The organism is Sphingobacteriales bacterium, assembly GCA_016700115.1.
In the GTDB taxonomy this organism is placed as follows: domain Bacteria; phylum Bacteroidota; class Bacteroidia; order Chitinophagales; family UBA2359; genus UBA2359.
This window is the reverse complement of the sequence record CP064999.1, coordinates 5734257-5756274: the sequence shown is the minus strand read 5'-3', so window position 1 is coordinate 5756274 and position 22018 is coordinate 5734257. Positions and strand designations below refer to the sequence as shown.

Here is a 22018-nt window from a genome sequence, read left to right as displayed (position 1 = left end):
ATTCTTACAATTTTAATTTTATACCGCCATTAATTAAAAATCCGTCAAGCGGTGCGTAAATGTCCCTGAAAACAGGATTGATAACTGTTCCTGTATAAATGGTGTCAAATCGGGTTTGTCGTGCGTCAAGGAAATTTTCAAAGTTGATGTAAACAGAAAATTTTTCCCATAGCTTTTCAACCATAAATCCGCAAAGCACATATTGTTTTCCTGTTGCTCCGTCACTTAATTTTTGAGGGCTGAAATAATACGCTTCCAAACCTACTTTCCATTTATCCTCTATTTCATACATTAAAACTGAATTTATCCTGTGCTTTGGCGTAAGTGGCGTATTTGTTGAAACTCCGTTTTGATGCAAGCGTGTATCTGTAAACGTATAGCCCAAAAACAATTTAAAATCTTCATAGCCGATTTTGATATTGGTTTCCGTTCCTCTTGTATCAATATGCCCTGCCGAATTGATAAATTGGTATAAGCCGTTTGTTTGATAGTCAAGCAACAAAGGATTATCCAAATAGGTGTAAAAGAAAAGTTGGTTAATGCTAAACGTTACTTTTTCGCCAAATGCGGTGCGATAATTAAAATCAACATTTCCTCCGTAACTGCGTTCTAATTTGTTGATGTTTTTATCAATCGGCATTACATTTTGATATTGTATGCGTTCGCTTTCTTCTGTAAAAATGGTTGGCGTTTTATAGCCAAATCCACCGCCAAGACGTGAAGAAAATTTATCCGTTATTTTGAATAATGCCGAAACTCTTGGCAGTAATGCAATGCCATAGTCAATAACATAATCGGCTCTGAAACCTGTTTCAAGATTGAGCCACTTGGTAGCTTTCCACGAATTTTGAGCAAATGCACCAAAAGTAATTTGGTCGTAATTTCTCAACGGAAAAGTATCTAACTGCTTTTCCTGAAAATTGTCTGTCCAAAGATTTACCCCTGTAACCCATTCTGTTTTTTCCCTGACATTGGTATAGCTTGCTTCGCTGAAAGTTGCCGTTTGTGTGCCGTCAAAACTATAATTAGGAATGTTGATTATCCTGTTAAAGTAACTCACGCTGTTTTTAAAATTGAAAAAACTTTTGTCATTAAATTTATGGTCAAAAGACAATTGTGTAGAATAGCGTTGTGTTTTGTTTTCTTCAAAATAACTGTGGATAGTGTCGCCATTTCCCTGAATATAATGTATGTCGCCACCGATACGGTTTTCAATGGCTGTGTTTAATCCAACATTCAGTTTTGTTTTATCGCTGAAATAAACAAACAACTTGGGATTGAAAACATACCTGTCAAATTTTGGAATAGCTGTAAGGTCAATATTGGCAGGGTCGTAAGCCCAATTGCGGTTATGTGAGGCAAAAACAGTTGTCCCGATTTTGTTAAATCGTTGTCCGTAAAAACCATTTATATCAAAACCTCTGCCCGAACTTCCGTTTAAATGAAAACGCAACTCTCTTTCATCAGTTGGCGTTTTGGAAATCAGGTTTACCAATCCTGCTATTGCTCCACCTCCGTAAAGCGTAGATGAAGAACCTTTAATAATTTCTACCTGCTTTAAGTCAAGCGGTGGTGTTTGCAAAAGTCCCAAACCACTTGCTGCTCCTGCAAATAAGGGAAATCCGTCTTTAAGAATTTGGGTGTATCGTCCGTCAAGTCCCTGAATACGAATAGAAGCGTTGGCAGATGTTGCCGATGTTTGTTGCGTTTGTATGCCTGTACTTTCGCTCAAAAGCATACGAATATCGCCCGCTTTCATATTTCCCTTTTCTTCTAATTCCTCTCCTGCAATAAATTCAATTCTTGTCGGAATGTCTTTGATTGTTCTTGAACTTCGTGTAGATGAAATCACAATTTCGTCCAACTCGTCTGTTTCTGATTGTAGAAAAATTTCAATCGGGTCTATTGTTGTTAAAGGAAATTCAAAGGTGTCTTTTCGTGTTTCATAACCTATATAACGAAATTCAATTACCTGTTTTCCGTTCGGAATATTGGTTAAGGTTATCAGTCCGTCAATATCTGCGGTTGCTCCTGTTGCTGTTCCTGATAAAATTGCTGTCGCACCGATTAACGGCTCTTTTGTTTCGCTGTCTTTTATGACCGCTTTAAATGTATTCTGTCCGAATACGGTATTTATATGAAATGCTACCATTAGCAGCAAAATGATTTTTAACTTCATTGTCTGAATGATTATTAATGTTTGAAAAATAAGAATTGGCGGTGCGTAGCACCGCAATTTGTTATTGTGCCTAAGGCACTGAAACATTAACTAATCTTAGGCGGTTGCCAAATGGCAGAGAAAAAGTCAGACGTAGTATTGTCCTTGTATATGGAAACTTTTTTGTCTGAATAGGTAAGAACAGAGTGTAAAGCAAAGTTTGCTATCGGGAAAGTAAACCCTACACAAGTATGGCAATTCATAAAAGGTGAACAACAATCGCCACAATCTTTATCATCTTGGTTGTCTTGGGATTGTTCAGTCGTTTGCTCCTGAAAACATTTGTCCTCCACTAAGTTCGGTGCTGCTGTCAGCAACAAAACGTAAATGGCTAATATGGAAGATAAATATTTCACGGTGCAAATTTAATAAAAATCATTTTTCTACTGTCCAATCATCATTGTCATTTTCTTCAACATTAATTTTGCTGATAACAGCGTTTGCCCCTGAGTCTGTGTAAGTTCCATATCCATTAACAAATACGCCTTTTGCTCCGTCTTTTCGGTTTCTCATTGCGTATAAAATGGCTTCATCGTCCAAGTCGTTTTGTCCGGTAAAACGATATATTTTATCAATAACGATGTCGTTCAAATCAACTTTTTCGCCTCCTTTTTTATATGAGATGTTTTCTTCTAACAGGTTAAAGTCTTCTGTGTAACCTCGTTGTCTTAATATTTCAATTACTTCTGATAATGTTTTCTCTGTTGATAGCATAGTGTTGTCTTTATAGATGTTTTATAAATGCAAAGTTAAAAAAGCGTTGGGAAAAATGGCTCTTTGGCTTTTGCCGAAGCGTGGGCTTTTGCGTGTCGGGGCAAAAGCCAATGTGCCATTGTGCGGTGGCAAAAAAATGAATAAAAAATGTGCGGTGGGGAAAAAGAAAAAATACAGAAGGGTCAGCAAAGAGTGTCGGCTTACCCGTTGTCCCGTTTCAATATGGTCTGTCTTTGTTTGTCTGTCTGTCAAAATGGTTTACTTTTCTTGTCCGTCCGTCCGTTACTGTCAGGTTGCACGGTCGTCTGTTACGCTTGCTGCTAACGGCAGCCTGTGAAAAAACTGCCAACAAATATACAATAATATTCTAAAAAGTAACAAAAAATGCGTAATTTTATGCTATGGCATACTTACAAGGAACACCCCGCCTGCAGATGCAAATAGTCTGTTTGGAGAGCAGCATCAGAGCTGATAACCCGGTTCGGTTTATTGACGCATTTGTTGAACATCTGGATTTATTAAAATTGGGTTTTGAAGTACAAACATTAAAGCCAGAAGGGAGACCACCTTTTGAGACCTCTTTGTTTCTGAAAATATATTTATACGGCTATTTAAATGGCATCCGCAGCAGCCGGAAGCTCGAAAAAGAGTGTATCCGCAATATAGAAATGCAGTGGCTTTGTCACAGTTTGGTGCCTAACTACCACAGCATTGCCGATTTTCGCAAAGACAATCCGGATGCGTTGCGCAAAACCTTTAAGTTGTTTTTGCTTTTTTTTGAAAGATGCCGAATTGGTGAGTGGTGAAACAATTGCTATAGACGGCACAAAGATTAGGGCGAACAACAGCAAAAAAAAAACTACAACCCGAAGAAGATAGAGCGTCACTTAGCCTACATTTCACGTCAAACGGAGCAATACATAGCAGAATTAGAGCAAAACGACCAAAGCGACCGTCAAGCTGAGATAAAGCAGATACAAGAGAAAATCAATCGCCTGCAAGCCGGCAAGCTGAAATACGAAGCGTTGGCATCCCAAATAGAGAAAACAGGCGCTACACAAGTGAGTACGACTGATACAGATGCCCGTTCCTTGCTCATTCATGGTCAGGTGGTAGAGGTAGCCTATAATATACAAACAGCAGTGGATAGTAAACATAGCCTTAGTGGTGGCAACCCATACGATCAACCAAAACGACAGAAATGCCCTTAGTGGCATAGCCACCGAAGCAAAAGAAAACTTACAATTGGAAAACACGACCATTTTAGCCGACAAAGGCTACCACAATGCCCTGGCAACTAAGCGAGTGCAAAGAAGCCGGCATCACCACCATCGTTGCCCAACAGGAAACGGTAAACAGCAACGCACACGGCACCACTGAAGCCTACTTGGTCACTCAGTTCACCTACAACCAGGAAACAGACACCTACACTTGTCCGCAAGGCGAAACGCTTTCGACCAAAGGCAGATGGCACAACAAAGCAAGAGATTACACCCCCTACAAGTTTAAAAAATATAGAACCTCTGCTTGCAAAAACTGCCCGGTAAAACACCTCTGTACCGGCAGGCAAAAAGGGGGTAGGGAAATAGAACGCAGCGAATTTGCCGAAGTAGTAGCCCAAAACAGCGAACGCTATCAAACCCAAAAAGCACAATACCGCAAACGGCAGGAAATCAACGAACATATTTTTGGAACTATCAAACGGCAATGGAACTACTACTACACCAACCTCAGGGGTTATCAAAAGTAAACGGAGAACACAGTTTGATTTTGTTGGTCTATAACATCAAACGCACTATCAACATACTTGGGATGGAAGAACTATTGATAAAGCTCAAAAATTGGCAGCCCGACTATCCAAAGTAGTCTTGTTTGCTCAAAAAAAACGACTTTTATATTGCCTCTCAGCACTCTTTTTCATTTTGAACAAAAGTTGTAACCTCAAAAACATCTCCGCTCCAATCAAAAGTATAGGCTTTGGGGATTATTCTATAGCCAGTTTTTATGAGAGTTTTTGCAAAAAAACAAGTTTTTTCACAGCCTGACGGTTGAGGGCTTGCTGTCAGTGCGGGAATAGAAAGCACTAAACTGTCCACCTACGACAAAAGTATGTAAAAAGCACTACCGTTCAATTAAGCACGTCACCCCGCATTGCAGCAAGCCCATGTTATGTGCTGCCCTTCTGTCTGTCCGAAGTGGTGTCGTGTCGGGTTAGCACTGAATTGTCTTGGTAGTTTGTTGTCGGGTCTGCGGTGAACCCGTGCGGTAGATTGCACTCTCTTTTGCTTTTGCAGCGTTTGCCTGTGCGTTGTGGCAAAAGCAAATGTGAGTGCAAATGCGTTGGCATTAGTTGCAGGGTCTTTCCGATTTACAGTCAGTCGTTTCCTTTTTGCAGTTGATTTTTTCCACTTTGAAGTTAAGTTTCTCCAAAATCAAGTTGCTTGTTTCCATTTGTTAGTAGTGAAAAAACTGTCGGTGGTAGAGTTTACCTAAAGTCAAGTAGCAAGTTTCTAAAATAAAGAAAGGTTTCTCCAAAGTCATGTATGGAGAAACCTTTATTAAGTAGGTCGTCTGCTGATGTCAGGATTTGATTTTCGTGAATTTTAGTCCGCTTACTTGTTTGTATTGCAGGCTTGTGCCACCGAATACAGATTTTACATAACTCTTTACATCACCTGCCAAGTCAACCAGTCCTGTGCCTTCGGCATAGAGAATGGTGTCGCGGTTTATGCGTGCATTGCTAACGGGGGTGTATGCGTTTACTGCTGCGGTGTTTGTGTTTCGCATGTTGCCGAGAGTAGCTGTAAGTCCTGCAACGGTTAGTTCGGGTTCGTTTGGAATGTAGGCAGGTTGTGCCGCTAAGAGTTGTATGAGTTTGTCTAAGTTTTCAATGCGTTGGTCAAAACTCATTTGTGATGCTGAAATGCTTTTTGCAGTTGCATCTGATGCTATTACAGCAGGTGTAGGTGCATCAGGTGATGTTGGCGTGTCCTTTTTTGGTGTCGCTCTTTTTCCTTGCAGTTTTCGTGCAATGGTTTTTACATCAGCTTTTACTTGTTTGGTTACATCGCTTGCATCGGCTGCATTCACCACTCTTGTAACAAGTTTACTTAATGGTGAAAATGCTGCTTCACGGGCGTTTACTGCGTTTGTGTTAGCAGGCAGTAAGGCGTTGATGTTTGCTAATGCAGCTAAAGCATTGGCGTGTGTTGCCGATAGAGCAGGTAGCTGTATCGCAACTTTTGACGGGTTGTAGCTTGCACCGTATCCTGTGCAAAATGATATAAGGTCTTCAAAGTTTGCTACATTTTTTGCATGACCTGTTTCTGATGTTGATGCCATGTTATTTGATTTTGTGTGATTAAATATTTGTGTTTAAAAATTCGCTTTGTGAAACTTTTAGCGCCTCTGCTATTTTATCTAAATAATCAATTGTAAAATTTTTTCTTCCCGCTTCTATGTTCCAAATATGCTGACGGTCTGTTCCTAATAAATCAGCTAACTGTTCCAACGTGAGTTGTTTTTGCTCACGCACCTGCTTTATCTTTTTACCGATAATCTGCCTTGATTTATATGGAAAAGAACTATGCAAAGGAACTTGTATTTAGCGGGATGTTTGTAAACCTTACAGCACTACAAACAAAAAAGCCCCTGACATTTGTCAAGGGCTTTTGTTTAACTGATTTTTCAGTTCGTTTATCTTTACTAATGTCTTTCATCAGCTGTTACAGTATATTTTTTAGTAATGATTTTATTTTAAGAATTTCAATGATTGATTTTTGTTAGTTAAACTTCATTTGTTGTATTCTTACTGCGTTCAGTATAGCTAACAATGCCACACCCACATCAGCAAAAACGGCTTCCCACATTGTAGCCAAACCGCCTGCGCCAAGCACTAATACAATTCCTTTTACTGCAAATGCCAATGTGATATTTTGCCAAACGATTTTCTTTGTCTGCTTACCGATGTTGATTGCCATAGGAATTTTACTCGGCTTATCATCTTGTATTACCACATCGGCAGTTTCAATGGTGGCATCGCTTCCTAAACCACCCATTGCAATACCTACATCACTTAATGCCACAACAGGTGCGTCATTCACACCGTCCCCGACAAAGGCAACGGTTTCATTTTTGGCTTTTATTTCTTTTACCTTGCTTACTTTATCTTCGGGCAGTAAATCGCCAAACGCATTAGTGATACCCAATTTTTCTGCAACAAATTTTACTACTGTTGATTTGTCGCCACTCAACATTGTTGATTTTACATTGAGTGATTTCAATTTGTCAATTGTAAGTTGTGCATCTTCTTTTATGCTGTCGGCAATGGTGATATAACCGACAAACTTTTTATCGTAAGCCACTGCAATTACTGTGTAAACAATGGTGTTAGGGTCAATGCCATAAGTGATAAAAAATTTATTCATCAGCTTAAAATTTCCTACTAATAATTCTTTGCCGTTTATGCTTGTTCTCAATCCGTGTCCTGCGATTTCTTCGGTATTTTCTAATTTGATTTCGCTGTTTATTTTTCCAACATATTCGTAAATGGCGGTTGCAATAGGGTGTGTGCTGTGGCTTTCCAAAGCATTGACCATTTGCAGAATTTCAGCTTGATTAAATTCATTGTCAAAAATCACTTCCTGAACCTTAAAAACGCCTTCGGTCATTGTGCCTGTTTTATCCATTACTACATTTCGGATATTGGCAAGAGCATCTAAAAAATTACTTCCTTTAAACAGTATTCCGTTTTTACTTGCTGCACCAATTCCACCGAAATAACCCAACGGAATACTTATCACTAATGCACAAGGACAAGAAATAACCAAGAATACCAAAGCCCTGTAAAGCCAATCTTTGAGTTGATAATCTGCCACGAAAAAATAGGGGAGCAAGCATATTGCAACGGCTAAAAACACAACTATTGGCGTATAGATTTTTGCAAACTTTCTGATAAATAATTCTGTGGGCGCTTTTTGAGAAGTGGCATTTTGAACCAATTCCAAAATCTTGCTCAACTTACTGTCGGTGTATGCAGTGGTAACTTTTACCTGTGCAACGGTGTTCAGGTTAATCATTCCTGCTAATACGGTTTCGCCTTTTGATTTAGTATCGGGTTTGCTTTCGCCTGTCAAAGCTGCTGTGTTGAATGATGCTGTTTCTGATAACAGTTCTCCATCTAATCCTAATTTTTCGCCTGACTTTAATTGTATGATTTCGCCAATGTTTACGTTTTCCGCTTTTACTGTTTGCGGCTGGTTGTTTTTTAAAACGGTTACTTCATCAGGGCGTTGGTCAAGCAATGACTTGATGTTTGCTTTGGCTCTTTTTACGGCTAAAGTTTGAAACACTTCGCCAACGGAATAGAACAACATTACGGCAACGCCTTCGGGATATTCGCCAATGGCAAATGCTCCGATAGTGGCAATGCTCATCAGCAAAAACTCTGAAAATATCTCGCCTTTACCAATGCTTTCAAATGCTTCTTTTATTACGGGTAAACCCACAGGAATATAAGCCACTACATACCAAACAATCCTTACCCAACCTGTAAACCATTCTGGTTTCAGAAAATTATCAAAGTAAATAGCAATGAGTAAAAGCACTAACGAAACAATGCTTGGCACAAACATTTTCATTGCACTGTTTTCGCTGTGGCTGTGGTCGTGTTCTTCATCTTCGCTGTGTTCGTGCGGTTGTTTGATTAAATCTTCTGCACCTGCTTGGGTGTAGATTTTTTCTTCCTGTGTGCAACAAAGCTGCTTTCCTTGTGCATCGTAAATGTGTTTATGTTCCATTTTTATCGTTTTTATTTATCTGTTGAAATTTCTGTCGCTTTAAAACAAGCCTGAACAGAGAAAAAATATTGCTACACCGTGCGTTATGGTAGAAGCTAATACACCCGCTTTAGAGCGTATCAATCCTGCAATAATTCCCTCAAAAGCGGTGAAAGCGAGCACTCCCCAACCTGCATTGGTAACTGTTGTAGCTAAAAATATATGGCTGAACGAAAAGAGTAAACCCGATAGAACAGCCGATTTAGCCGGACTAAAAAATTGCTCAATGTAACCTTGAAAATATCCCCTGTAAATACTTTCCTCTAAAAAATTGACGGACACGCAGAATACAAGCAGAGATAGTAAAAAGACTGAACTGTTATTTACCGTTCCGCCTCTTTGTTCCATAGGAACGAACTGATAAATCAAAAACATAGGAACAAGAATAATTGCAGCACCAATCAGCCCTGTTCCAATAGCTTTGATATAAGACATTTTTCTGAAAACATATACTTCGCTGGCTTCTTTATCGAGTTTATTCACAACTACGATGAGAATGATTGATAAACCCGAAATTAAAAGCAGAAAAACAGGGTTGTCAACGGTTCTAAGCCAAAAGATACCTTCTGTTCCAAAGTCCCAAATGTTTAGCGGGGTCATCACGTCCCGCATAACGATGAACAAAAGTATGTATGAGAAAATCCGTATGATTAAATGCTGTTTTCCCAAAAGCAAGATGAACGCTAATCCTATAATCAAACTTGGAAGAGTTCTCAGGAAGTAATCGCTTAGTAAGTTTAATGTGTCCATTTGTTTTAATGTTTAATATTCGTGTTCGCCTTTCCGTTCCTAATTCTTTCCACGTTTTTATTCATTTTGTGTCTAACGATATTCCTAAAAATGAACTTTTGTGCAGCGTTTAGTTTTTGCTGATGTTTTGAGTAAAATTCATCAGGTGTATCAAACACACCAAAGTCTTGATTGATGCCTTTGTCTTGAATAAATGTGCTGTTTAGATTAAATTCTATTGGCGGATTTTCAAAATTCTCGGTATAAACTCCGAAACCGCAAAAGGTAGTTTTACAATCACTATTTTCTTCCTGTAATTTGGTTAAGTATGATTTATCTAAAATCACACCCTCTAAAAAATACCATTGTTCGTTTACCAATATCTCAACCCAACTATGTAAAATATTTTGAGGCGAAAGTTTATACCAAATGCCTGTAATTGCTCCTTTTTGCAGAGCTTTATCAATAGTAAAACCGTGAATGCGATTAGGCACTCCTGTTGCCCGCAACAAAGCCATTAGCAACGTGGCTTTTGTATTGCATTGCCCGTAACCGTCTTTCAGAACTTCTGATGCAGGTATATCATCTGAAATATTATAGCCAAATTTTATTTCATCTCTCACAAAATTGTATATGGCTTTTACTTTGGATACTGTGTCTAAATTTATCCACTCTCGTTGCTCCAATAGTTTTTGGATTGAAGCATTTGAGTAATCAAGGATTTTGGTTTCTTTTAGATAACTATTCATACATTTTTATTTAATGTTATGTTCGCCTAAATCATGTGTTTTCGTGAAAGCCGATACATGCCCCACCATGCAACCGGTGCAAGAAAAAACACGCTTGCCATTCCGGGAAAGTAGCCATACGGCTCTTTGGTAAATAATGGGAAAATGAAATGTGCAAGTTCTGTGATGCCCATTGCTGCGAAGAATGTCCACGCTAAATAATATCCGAAAGCGTATTGCCGTGAAACAAGAAACGGAACAAGCAGCCATGCCACTACCGAAGCGAGAACAAGAAGAATAACGGATACCGAAGTAATTTCGGGAGTGGGAGTTCCTGTAATTTCAGCAAGTCGGGCAAAGAACCCACATACCTTTTCCTCTACGCGGTGAGCTATGAACAAAGCAAATGAGAGCCAATAGGGAACTTTTATTGTGGCAAACGATGGTGTGGCAGGTATAAAAAGCCACAAGACGAAACCGCCTAAGAAGCCAGAAGTGAAGATGAGCGTTGTCCAAAACCCGAACGAGATATATCCCAGAGAGAGAACCGTTACTGTAAAAAGAAATGCCAGTATGATAGTTAAAACTGATTTTTTCATTTTGATTTTTAATTTAATTGTTATTGAAATGTAAATCTCTAAATGTTGTTTAATGTGCGTGTGCTTCGCCTTTGTTGTTCATCTTAGCTAAAATGAAAAATGCCCCGTTCACCACTACTTTGCTGTTGACGGGAATTTCTTTCAGTAAAGTAATTTCGCTGTAACCTATATCGGTTGTGCCTTTGCGGATTGGAATTTTCTCAAAAGTTGTTCCTTCTTCATTGGGTTCGGGTTTTTCCTTTTCGCTGTGTTGGTGTCCGCCTTCATCGTGCTTGTGTTCGGTAGTTTCTTTTTCCGAATGATGTTCTTCTTCCTTATGAGCATCGGTAACAATAAAAATGTAGTCCTGCCCTTCGTGGTTTACAATGGCGTTGGTGGGCACTGCATCAACGGTAGCGTTTTCTAAACTTACCAATGCCGTAATGCTCATGCCGTCAATCAATCCCTGCTTGTTTCCTTTCACCATTGCATGAACGGCAACGGCTTTTGTGTTTTGCTCAAAAGTGTTTGAAATAGCAAAAACATCTGCATCGTATTCTTTGCCCGGATTGTTGGTGAGTGTGAAATGGATAGTTTGACCAACTTTAAGTTTGTGCAAATCTTTTTCATACACATATAAATCCAAATGCAGTTGGCTGTTATCAACTATTTCGGCAATGGGGTTGTTGGCATCCACATAGGTGCCGATGTTTACCATTACGTTGCTGATTGCACCGCTGATTGGGCTTGTAATGCTTACAGCCGATTGAATATTATCAGATGAAAGTGTTGTTGCATTGATGCCGATTAACTCCAACTGTTTTTGCAAACTTGCTTTTCGGGCTTGCAATGTTTTTAACTCCGCTTCGGTTGCTTGCAAATTTTTCAATGCTGTGGCGTTGCCCTGCTGCAATTCTTTTTGCCGGGCAAATTCCAGTTGCGCCAACTCCGCTTTGGAAGAAACGCTTAAATATTCTTCCTGTAACGTGATGAATGAATTGTTGGCAATGGTTGCAATTACCTGTCCTTTGCTGACGGTATTGCCTGTTTGCACTAAAATGGATTTGATAACCCCACCCGACAAAGCCGTTGCATTCGCCTTGTTATGGTTAGGCACTTTTAAAATTCCGTTGGCTTTGAGCGAAGCGGTAAGTTGCTTTTTCTCAATACCGCCTAACTCAATTTTTATGGATTTTATCTGTTCGGCTGTTAGCGTGGCTGTATTGGTGTTTTCGTGTTCGTCATGGTGTGCTGTTTCTTCACCATGCGAATGCCCGTCTTTTTCAGAATGAGAATGACAAGACGAAAGCAACATGAAAGTTGCGATTACTGCTATACTGAATTTTATCTTTTTCATTTCTGTGAAATTTTATTTGTTGATTAAGAAATTAATGTTGATGACTGACTGATTGAGTTGGTTAACACTTTGCAGATAATTCAACTGCACATCGGTAGCGGTTTGCAATGCCTGTAAGTATTCTATGTAGCCAATGTCGCCACTTTTGAAACCAAGCGTTGCGGTGCTGATAATTATTTCGGCATTAGGCAAGGCAGTTGATTGGTAGAAATTGTATTGCGACAAATTCTGGTTGTATTGCTGAAAAGCATTTTTCAGTTGGTTTTGTAAAATGAGTTTTCCGTTGTCGGCTTCTGCTTGCAATGCCTGTTGCTTGTAGTTCAGCGATTTTATTCTTGATGCGTTGCTGAAAAAAGTAAGCGGAACACTGATACCTACATTAAAACCTTGAAAGCGTTTGCTACCGTCAAAATTTACATCTGCTCCATTTATGTTTTGCACTCCAATTAACGACTGGTTGAAATAACCCACATTAAAATCGGGCAAGGTAGATGCAGTTTCTAACTTTTTATTTTGTTCTGCAATTATAGCTTGCTGATACAACACTTTCAAAGAAGGATTATTTGCAACAAGCGTGGTGTCAAACGAATTGCTTAACACAAGCGGTTGCAAATTTTCATTTACGCTAATTGTAAAATCTTCGCTTGTATTCATCAGTGTTTTCAGCGAATTGTAAGCGGTTGCAAACTCGGTTTCGTTTTGTTTGAGTAAAAGCAAAAGCTGTCCCCGTTTGGTTTCGGCTGTGGTTTTTTCCAACAGATTTGTTTCACCTGTTTTGTAACGCAAAGCGGCAGCACTTACAAAATCCTTATACAAACTGTCTAACGATTGCAGTTGTTTTTTTGCAGTTTGCAAATACTGTAACTGATAAAACCAGTATTGCACCTGTGCTTTTATTTCGTTGGCTGTGGCTTGCTGTTGCAATTCACTGTTTTGCAATTCGGCTTTATACAAACCTGATTTTGCTGTGTAATAAGTAGGGAAGGGAATACTTTGTGAAACCTGAAATGCCTTGTCCTGATTGATGCTGTTGTATTGCCCAAATTGTAAATTAAAATTTGTTTTAGGTAATTCAAATACCGATTTTTTCAAAGTGGTAGATGATTGCACATTGAGTTGTTGTGATTGGATTTTCAAATTGTTTTTCAGTGCGGTGCTTATTGCATCATCAACAAAAAGTGCTTTTGTTGTTGGCGTTTGAGCATTGGCAACATTGAATGAAAGCAATGCAAAAACTAAAATGCTTACTGCTGAAATGTTGATTTTGCTTTTTCTCTTTCCCGAAAAAATCACATATAACAAAGGCAAAACAAACAGGGTTAAAAAAGTTGCTGTAATCAGTCCGCCTATTACAACGGTTGCCAATGGTTTTTGAACTTCTGCCCCTGCACCGTGCGATAATGCCATTGGTAAAAATCCCAATGATGCAACAGTGGCGGTCATCAGCACGGGTCGCAAACGGATTTTAGTTCCTTCTCTAATTCTTTGCAGAATGTCGGTCATTCCGTCTTTTTCCAATTGGTTGAAAGTTCCAATCAGCACAATGCCATTTAATACGGCTACACCAAACAAGGCAATAAAACCTATACCTGCTGAAATGCTGAAAGGCATATCACGTATGAGCAAAGCGAATACGCCTCCTATGGCACTCATAGGAATTGCGGTATAAATAAGCGTTGCTTGTTTTACTGAACTAAACGTAAAATAGAGTAACATAAAAATGAGTGCCAATGCCACAGGCAAGGCAATCATCAGGCGTTTGGATGCTGCTTGCAGGTTTTCAAATGTGCCTCCGTAGGTATAGTAATATCCTTCGGGCAATTTTACTTTTTCATTCAGTTGTTTTTGAATGTCCTCTACCACACTTTCTACATCCCTGCCTTTGATGTTAAAGCCAACAACTATTCTGCGTTTGCCATCTTCACGGCTAATTTGTGCGGGTCCCAATTCCATTTTTATTTCGGCTACTTGCGAAAGAGGAATTTGTGTTCCGTTGGTTGTAGGAATATACAAGTGGCTTACATCATCAATGTTGTTGCGGTGGGTGCTGTCGAGGCGAACAACCAAATCAAATTTGCGTTCGTTTTCATACACAACTCCTGCACTGCCACCCGCAAATGAAGTAGAAACAATATGGTTAATGTCCTCAATGTTCAAACCATAGTTTGCAATTTGCGAACGGTTGTATTTGATAACGATTTGCGGCAAACCTGCAACCCTTTCAACGCTTGGTTCGGTTGCACCGTCCACACTTTGCACAACTGCATTTACCTTATTGGCGTAGTTTAAAAGTGTGTCTATGTTTTCACCAAATATTTTTACTGCAACATCTTGGCGAATGCCTGTCATCAATTCGTTAAACCTCATTTGAATGGGTTGGTTTTTTTCAAAGAAAACCCCAGGGATTGTATTTAGTTTTTCTTCAAATTCCTCTGCCAATTCATCATAAGAAATCTCTCGTTTCCATTCGCTTTGAGGTTTCAGAATTATCATCATATCCGTTGCTTCGGGTGGCATTGGGTCGGTTGGAACTTCGGCTGCACCCGTTTTTCCAACTACCATTTTCACCTCGTCAAATTCTTTAATCAGCCTTGATGCTTGCATGGATGTTTCTAAACTTTGTGAGAGTGAAGTTCCTTGCGGAAGGATGCAGTGAAAAGCAAAATCGCCTTCCTGTAAAGTGGGTATAAACTCTCCGCCCATTTTTGAAAACAGAAAAACAGAAACAACAAATACTACAACAGTTACACCTACAATTACTTTTTTGAAACGAATGGCTTTTTCTAATAACGGTGCATAGATGCGTTGGAAAAAATTCATCATTTTATCACTAATGGTTTGCTTGTGCGAAATGGTTTTGGATAAAAACATTGCACACATCATCGGAATATAGGTAAGCGATAAAATCAATGCTCCGAAAATGGCGAAACCAACGGTTTGAGCCATCGGGCGGAACATTTTGCCTTCAATGCCAATGAGGGTAAGAATAGGAATGTAAACAATCAGAATAATGATTTCGCCAAAGGCAGCACTGCTACGAATTTTAGAAGCAGATTGAAAAACTTCTTCGTCCATTTCGGTTTGCGATAGCTTGCCGATTGTTTTTCGCAAACCCAAATGGTGCAAGGTAGCTTCTACAATAATTACTGCACCGTCCACAATCAAACCAAAGTCAATTGCACCCAAACTCATCAGATTTGCACTTACTCCGAAAACATTCATCATTCCCAATGCAAACAACATGGATAAAGGAATGGCAGAAGCTACAATCAGCCCTGCCCGAAGATTTCCAAGAAACAGAACCAAAACGAAGATTACAATCAATGCACCTTCAATAAGGTTTTTTTCTACTGTGCTGATAGCACGGTTTACCAAATCTGTTCTGTCTAAGTAGGGTTCAATCACTACATCGGATGGCAATGACTTTTGAATGGTTTGCATTTTGTTTTTGATGCGGCTAACCACATCGGCACTGTTCGCACCTTTCAACATCATTACCACTCCACCAACCGCATCTACTTCACCGTTGTAAGTCATAGCACCATAACGCACAGCACTACCAAAATGCACTTCGGCAACATCTTTAATAAGTATGGGAATGCCGTTGGGATTTGTTTTTACTACTATGTTTTTGATGTCGTCAAACGAGCCAATCAAACCAACCCCACGAATGAAATAGGCGTTTGGTTTTTTGTCAATGTATGCACCGCCTGTATTTTCATTGTTCTTTTCTAATGCGGTAAAGATTTCGGGAATGGTAATTCCCATTGCCACTAATCGGTCGGGGTTTACAGCAACTTCGTATTGTTTAAGTTGTCCGCCAAAGCTGTTTACTTCCGCTATTCCTGCCGTTCCGTAAAGTTGTCGGGCAACAATCCAGTCTTGCATTGTCCGCAAATCCATAGCGGTGTATTTGCTTTCGCTTCCTTTCTTCGGATGAATGATGTATTGATACACTTCGCCCAAACCTGTGCTAACAGGAGCTAATTCGGGTGTGCCAACACCTTTTGGGATTTTGGTTTCGGCTTCTTTTAATCTTTCGTTTATGAGTTGTCGGGCAAAGTAGATGTCCACTTTGTCGTCAAACACAACGGTAATTACCGAAAGTCCGAAACGTGAAATGCTTCGCAACTCTTCCAAGTCGGGAAGGTTGGCAATGCTTTGTTCAATCGGGTAAGTTACCAACTGTTCAACCTCTTGTCCTGCAAGGGTTGGGCAAACCGTAATGATTTGCACTTGGTTGTTGGTAATGTCGGGAACTGCGTCAATAGGCAGTTTTGTCGCACTCCACACTCCCCAAACAATGAGTGCAAGTGTCATCAATCCAATGATGAACTTATTTTTTATGCTGAACGCAATTATTTTGTCTAACATTATTTAATCAGTTTAATGAATGAATACACGACTACTTGCGGTGCGTTAGCACCGTAAGTAATTTTGTTTGTTCTGCGTTAGCAGAACATCATAAATTCATTAACTGATTTTGGGCGGTTGCCAAATGGACAAATACACCTCTGAAACAAAAGAGGCGTTGTAAACAGGAAAGTCCTGTGATGCAATAGGTGTCAGGTTGTATAATGCAGTCGGGTAAAAAATGTTGGTTATAGATTGTCCGCAGCAAGCACACATACAAAAAGGTGAGCAATGCTCTGTATCGCCTTCATGGTCTGAATGGTCGGTGGTGGAAGATTGCTCAACAGTCATATAATTACAGTCGTCTTTGTCGCTGCATGGCATAACTGCCAAAGCCAAAAGGTAGAAACTGAATATGAGTGTAAAGAATTTCACGGAGCAAATGTATGGAAAAAATTGTCGGTATAGAAGAAATTTGTCGGGTGGTTGTGGTGCGGTTGGGCAAAATTAAATGTGGTGTTTTTGTGTCGGCTTGTGGGTGGCAAAACACCTCTTTTAATTTTGCGAAGGGATAGCCAAACGGCTTTGCCGAAAATTGTATTGTCGGTCAGTTTAAAGTGTTCGTTTGATGGTCGCACGGTCGCTGAATAGGGTTGCACATAACGTTTTGCGGCTTGGCGTAGTGGCGGATTTTTAGCACAAAAGTTCAATCGAAGAACTGCACTTGAACCTACCACAAAACTGTCATACGAAGCACTGAACCCGCCATTACGCCAAACCGCTGTTAGGTGCTGGCGTTTTTGTCTTTCGTATATTTTTGTCCTTGTCACGCTGTTGTTTTTTTAGTCTTTTTTTGTTTCTCTTTTGTAAATAAGTCTGCTGTATATTTTTCGTAAAGTTCAAATAAAAATACCATTCTGTTTGCTTCACTTGTAAATGCTTGTGGTCTGTAAGCCAAATCAACTGCTTTGTCCAATTCGTTGTGTGCTTTTACTAATGCAGGTGGCATTGTCAACGGGTCGTAAAGGTCGGCAAGAGAACTGTTAGGAAATTGCAGTCTTGCATCTAATATTTTTTGTGCTGCGGTTTCAATGGCTTTTACTTGTTTCTCGTTTGGGTTGTCTGGGAAAGGGTAGTTGTTATATACCAATTCATTTGAGTAACGATAATCACTTTTAATACGACCACACATATTTTTTACCCAAGCCATATGAATACTTGACATTAAAATTCCAAAATGATACAGTTTTGCATTTGGGATAAATGAGCAACTATTATTTGCAATAGAATTTTTGTCAAAAAAACCAATCGGAATATATTTTCTATTTTCAGAAGAATGAAGAGGAATTAATACATAATCACTTTCAGGTTGTCTATCTTCTCCAAATAATGTTGGGAAAGCTGCAAGTTTTTGAGTGGCTTGTCTTGTGCTTTCGGCTCTTAGTTTTCTAACGTTTTCAACTCGTTCAGTTACAAGTTTTGCTACTTTTAAGTCAGTCGGATTGGCATTTTTAAGCCACAAACACCAACGCTTATGACCATTAAGAAACTCGTGTGCAGAAATAAGTGGTCTAAAAAACTTTTCTGAATTTGGTTCTTTCGCTACAAATTCATTTTTTTCTTCGTCTGTAAATAAGAAGTTACCGCCATCATTTGGCATACTACCAAAAGATATTTCAGGCACATTGCAAATTGGCTTTCTGCGTTTGCCAATGAAAATATCTTTTGCATCAACCAAATACGGATTGATATTTTTTGCTTTCAGTTCGTGGGCTTCTCCTTTAATGTCTTCATATTCAAAAATACTCTTGTTTGCAGTGTCGTAGTTGGCGAAGCCAACTATCACACAATAAACGGCTGCATTTCCTTTGGCTTCGTTGCTCCATTTAAAAGTTCGGTGAGCAAAATGAATTTTGATATTGTATTTATTGAGCATTTGTCCCCAAAGAATACTCGTTTGCTCGCCTTGAACTATTGAATTTGTAGAAACGAATGCCGCCTTAATTTTTGTGTCTTGAATGTATTTGGCTGCTTTTATATACCAACCTGTTACATAGTCTAAAACTCCGCTTCCGTCTGCATTGTCAAATTCTTTTACAATTTGGTCACGCTGATTTTGCTTCATTATTTTAGAACCAATGAAAGGTGGATTTCCAATGATAAAAGAAAGTTCGTTTTTAGAAACTACATTTTCCCAATCGGTTTCTAATGCATCAGCGTGAACAATGTTTGCGGATTTTTTTAATGGTAAACGAATAAAGTATTGTCCAAACTCGCTACTCACCAACATATTCATTTGGTGGTCAATCAGCCACATTGCAACTTCGGCAATTCGGGCAGGAAATTCTTCGTATTCAATTCCGCTAAATTGGTCAACGTTTATCCAAAGAATTTGGCTAACGTCCAAAAATGTTTGTCCCGATTTGTTGAGTGCTTTCAACACTTCAAATTCTAACAAACGTAATTCTCTGTATGTAATTACAAGGAAGTTTCCGCAACCGCAAGCAGGGTCAAGAAATTTGATTGTGCTTAGTTTTTTATGAAATTCGGGAAGTTTGTTTTTGTTGTCTTTTATGCTTTCAAACTCTTTCCAAAGTTCGTCAAGAAAAAGCGGTTTAATGAGTTTTAAAATGTTGGTTTCGCTGGTGTAATGTGCTCCTAAATTTCTGCGTTCTTTCGGGTTCATTACGCTTTGAAACATAGAGCCGAAAATGGCAGGCGAAATTTTGCTCCAATCAATATACGAACAGTCTAAAAGTGCTTGTCGCATTTTGCTGTCGAAACTTGCCGTAGGCAAGATTTCTTCAAACAGTTTTCCGTTTACATACGGAAAGTCTGCAAGTTGTTCGTCAAGGTTTTTAAATCGGTTTTCTTTGGGTGTGTTCAACACTTGAAACAGTTCTTGCAATTTGGCTGCAAGGTCGCTTCCGTCAATGTTGGTGCGTTGTTCAATGTATTCTTGAAATTGTTGTTTGTTGAAAATGGTCGTGTCTTCAGCAAATAAGCAAAACAGAATACGAACCAAGTAAACTTCTAACGGGTGTCCGGTGTAGCCGATTTCTTCCAATCTGTCGTGAAGTTTCCCCATCAACTCGGCTGCTTTAATGTTTGCCGGGTCTTGTTCTTTGTAAACTTTCTTTTGGTAGCCCAATAAGTAACCAAAATGCTGAACGTTGTTTACAAGGTCGTTGAGTTTAAAGTCAACCGTTTTATTTTCATCAAGGTCGTAAAGTCGAAAATTTTCAAAATCCGAAATGAGAATGTATTTGGGAAGTTCGTGTTCTTTTAGTCCGTGAGTGTATTCAATGGCTTGTGAATAGGCTTTGTCAAGGTTTTTGCCCCGACTTTTCATTTCAATTAAGATTGTTCCTTTCCAAAGCAAGTCAATGTAACCGTCTTTGTCGTCCAATTTTTTTACTCTATGCTCAAAAGTCGAAACTCGTTTGCTCGTAATGCCGAACACGTTAAAAAACTCAACTAAAAATGGTTTTGCATCTGCTTCTTCGTTTGAAGTGTCAGCCCATTCTTTTGAGAATTTTAATGCTCGGTCTTTTATTTCGTTCCAACTTAAAGTCATTCTTTTTTCTGTTTGTTATCGGTCGTTTTCTTGTCGGTTGTGTGTCGTCCTACGCTTGCACCTAACATCTGTATAAACGCAACTGTAGTGTTTGTATGTTCAAAACTTGCGTTTATTTCCGCCTTATCCGTAGAGTTTGTTAACTCCCCAAAACGATAAATTGTCATTTTAGAAAGAGCAAACTTTGGTTTTAATATTCTGATAAACAGGACATTCTAAAACACAGACAAAGTTAAACATTGAACATTATATATCCAAACTATCTAACGGACTTTTTATTTGGTCGAAACCTTTGGTGGTTACGTGAGTATATACTTCTGTGGTTTTAGAGCTTTCGTGTCCCAACAATACCTGTATGTAGCGCAAATCTGTCCCGTTTTCCAATAGATGAGTTGCAAAACTATGGCGCAAAGTATGAACGCTTACTTTCTTTTTTATCCCTGCTTTTTTACAAACTTCTTGAAAAAATGTCTGTATGCTTCTTGTCGAATACGGCCCACCTTCTTGCCCTTCAAATAACCACTCTTTGGGTTTGTATTCTTTAAAATAAGATCTCAATAAGTCAAGGGTTTTGATAGAGAGCAATGTATAGCGGTCTTTTTTCCCTTTACCTTGCTCTATTCTGATTTGTTTTCTTTCAGAGTCAATATCTTTAATTTTTAAGTTGATGAGTTCGCTAATTCGCAGTCCTGCCGAATATATTGTCGTCAGGATTGCTTTGTGTTTGAGGTTCTCTGCTGTCTTTAAAATGCATTTAATTTCTTCTGTATTTAACACTGTGGGTAAAGCCTTTTCTTTGTCGGGTCTTTGCAAAAAATAAAACTTGCGTTGCCCTCCAAGCACCCTTTCGTAATAAAATTTAATGGCATTAATTGCCTGATTTTGATAGGAAGCGGATACTTTACGGTCAATGACCAAATATTGACAAAATGCAATGATTTTTTGCTCGTCAATTTTGTCTATTTCAAACGTTGGATAATGGTTGATCAATTCCTCAAAGAGGCTTTTGTAGGTCTTAATGGTTTTTTCGCTATATCGCAACTCTTTAAGTTTTAGTATCATTTTTTCAGGACAAGGGCGATAGTTGGGTATGTCGAATTGTGTTTTTCGGGCAACCTTGTTTGAGTCTGCTTTTTCTTCTTCAAAACTAAAATTCAAGCCTTCGCTTTTTGCAACTTCTTGTATTTGAACCAACAAGTTATCTGTAAATGGTATCGTCCACCACTTATTTTTGCTATCCCAACTCCAAAAAGGCATTTTTTTGATGGCAATAGTGAGCACTTTATTAAAACCAAAGATGAGTTTGAGCCTACCGGTTGATGTTTTGATACATAAAACATCTTTAGCTTCTACTAAATGAACCGTTTCCTTATTTGTTTTAATTTCTATTTCTTTGTGTACTATAATTTTTGAAATTCTGTCTTTAAAATACTCTTTAATGAGTTCTAAGTTGTTCGAATAATTCGGAATTATCCAAACTTTTTGCACTTTGTCCCATTTTGAAAAACGCAAAGCCAAAATAAATTTTGTGTCTAACTCATTTTTAGGGAGTTTTATTATAATTTTTCGTCCGGCTACTTCCACCAAAACGGAGGAAATATAGGGTGAACTCACTTTTTCTTTTTGGCAGATTGCAGAAGCGACTTTCGTTTTTTCTGCCTTTTCAGATTTCTCTATTAGTATTTTTGGAAAGAGCGATTGTAGCTTTTCATATGCTTCTTTGGAATATGGAATGTGCCATGCCCTGTGGGTTTGGCTATATTTTGCTCCTTCTATTTGGCGAAGTAGGGCAATAAATTCTAGATTGTAAGGACAATCTATTTTAATTCTTGGTTCTTCTTTATGAAGAATTTTGCTTGCTTTTATCATAAAACCTGCGTTTATTTCTTTATTGCGAGTGATAAACGCAATAAGTTTAGAAAAAGAC

At 38.8% G+C, this 22018-nt stretch carries 16 protein-coding genes and 1 pseudogene; 2 read left to right on the top strand and 15 right to left on the bottom strand.

Annotated features, from left to right (window positions below):
- Nucleotides 1-4 precede the first annotated feature (4 nt).
- The 3 genes from IPM47_20865 to IPM47_20855 form a co-directional block, all read right to left on the bottom strand.
- Entirely contained in the window at nucleotides 5-2179 is a 2175-nt protein-coding gene (locus IPM47_20865) for a TonB-dependent receptor (protein ID QQS29249.1), read from the bottom strand.
- Nucleotides 2180-2265: 86 nt separating this feature from the next.
- Nucleotides 2266-2574 (bottom strand): hypothetical protein, encoded by a 309-nt coding sequence (locus IPM47_20860; protein QQS29248.1) that lies wholly within the window; start codon nucleotides 2572-2574, stop codon nucleotides 2266-2268.
- Between the two features lie 19 nt (nucleotides 2575-2593).
- Nucleotides 2594-2932 carry a hypothetical protein gene (locus IPM47_20855; GenBank protein ID QQS29247.1) on the bottom strand — a complete coding sequence of 113 codons (339 nt, stop codon included), beginning with the start codon at nucleotides 2930-2932 and terminating at the stop codon, nucleotides 2594-2596.
- Nucleotides 2933-2987: 55 nt separating this feature from the next.
- Between IPM47_20855 and IPM47_20850 the strand changes: the two genes are divergently transcribed.
- Nucleotides 2988-3269: a hypothetical protein gene (locus tag IPM47_20850; GenBank protein QQS29246.1), complete on the top strand. Its 282-nt coding sequence runs from the start codon at nucleotides 2988-2990 to the stop codon at nucleotides 3267-3269.
- Between the two features lie 64 nt (nucleotides 3270-3333).
- Nucleotides 3334-4798 (top strand): annotated as a pseudogene (locus IPM47_20845) (IS1182 family transposase).
- Nucleotides 4799-5512: 714 nt separating this feature from the next.
- Here the strand turns inward: IPM47_20845 and IPM47_20840 are convergent.
- From IPM47_20840 to IPM47_20785, 12 genes are all read right to left on the bottom strand, one after another.
- Complete coding sequence (locus IPM47_20840; protein QQS29245.1) at nucleotides 5513-6274, bottom strand: hypothetical protein; 762 nt, start codon at nucleotides 6272-6274, stop codon at nucleotides 5513-5515.
- A gap of 19 nt (nucleotides 6275-6293) precedes the next feature.
- Nucleotides 6294-6524, bottom strand: a complete 231-nt coding sequence (locus tag IPM47_20835; protein ID QQS29244.1) for a helix-turn-helix transcriptional regulator — start codon at nucleotides 6522-6524, stop codon at nucleotides 6294-6296.
- A 190-nt stretch (nucleotides 6525-6714) separates the two neighbouring features.
- Entirely contained in the window at nucleotides 6715-8730 is a 2016-nt protein-coding gene (gene cadA / locus IPM47_20830) for a cadmium-translocating P-type ATPase (GenBank protein ID QQS29243.1), read from the bottom strand.
- 39 nt (nucleotides 8731-8769) lie between these two features.
- Nucleotides 8770-9519 (bottom strand): CPBP family intramembrane metalloprotease, encoded by a 750-nt coding sequence (locus IPM47_20825; GenBank protein QQS29242.1) that lies wholly within the window; start codon nucleotides 9517-9519, stop codon nucleotides 8770-8772.
- 5 nt (nucleotides 9520-9524) lie between these two features.
- The gene (locus IPM47_20820; protein QQS29241.1) at nucleotides 9525-10247 is read right to left on the bottom strand and encodes a transglutaminase family protein; all 723 of its coding nucleotides are present in this window, start codon (nucleotides 10245-10247) and stop codon (nucleotides 9525-9527) included.
- A 26-nt stretch (nucleotides 10248-10273) separates the two neighbouring features.
- The gene (locus IPM47_20815; GenBank protein ID QQS29240.1) at nucleotides 10274-10825 is read right to left on the bottom strand and encodes an HXXEE domain-containing protein; all 552 of its coding nucleotides are present in this window, start codon (nucleotides 10823-10825) and stop codon (nucleotides 10274-10276) included.
- A gap of 49 nt (nucleotides 10826-10874) precedes the next feature.
- Nucleotides 10875-12161 carry an efflux RND transporter periplasmic adaptor subunit gene (locus IPM47_20810; GenBank protein QQS29239.1) on the bottom strand — a complete coding sequence of 429 codons (1287 nt, stop codon included), beginning with the start codon at nucleotides 12159-12161 and terminating at the stop codon, nucleotides 10875-10877.
- A 12-nt stretch (nucleotides 12162-12173) separates the two neighbouring features.
- On the bottom strand, nucleotides 12174-16535 hold the full coding sequence (locus tag IPM47_20805; protein ID QQS29238.1) for a CusA/CzcA family heavy metal efflux RND transporter: 4362 nt from the start codon (nucleotides 16533-16535) through the stop codon (nucleotides 12174-12176).
- Nucleotides 16536-16634: 99 nt separating this feature from the next.
- A complete protein-coding gene (locus IPM47_20800) occupies nucleotides 16635-16949 on the bottom strand; it encodes a hypothetical protein (protein ID QQS29237.1) in 315 nt (104 codons plus the stop codon).
- Nucleotides 16946-17344, bottom strand: a complete 399-nt coding sequence (locus IPM47_20795; protein QQS31555.1) for a hypothetical protein — start codon at nucleotides 17342-17344, stop codon at nucleotides 16946-16948. The genes IPM47_20800 and IPM47_20795 overlap by 4 nt, the downstream gene beginning before the upstream one ends.
- Nucleotides 17341-20091 (bottom strand): class I SAM-dependent DNA methyltransferase, encoded by a 2751-nt coding sequence (locus IPM47_20790; GenBank protein QQS29236.1) that lies wholly within the window; start codon nucleotides 20089-20091, stop codon nucleotides 17341-17343. The genes IPM47_20795 and IPM47_20790 overlap by 4 nt, the downstream gene beginning before the upstream one ends.
- Nucleotides 20092-20337: 246 nt before the next feature.
- Nucleotides 20338-21960, bottom strand: coding sequence for a tyrosine-type recombinase/integrase (locus IPM47_20785; protein QQS29235.1), 1623 nt, complete (start codon nucleotides 21958-21960; stop codon nucleotides 20338-20340).
- Nucleotides 21961-22018: the final 58 nt, after the last annotated feature.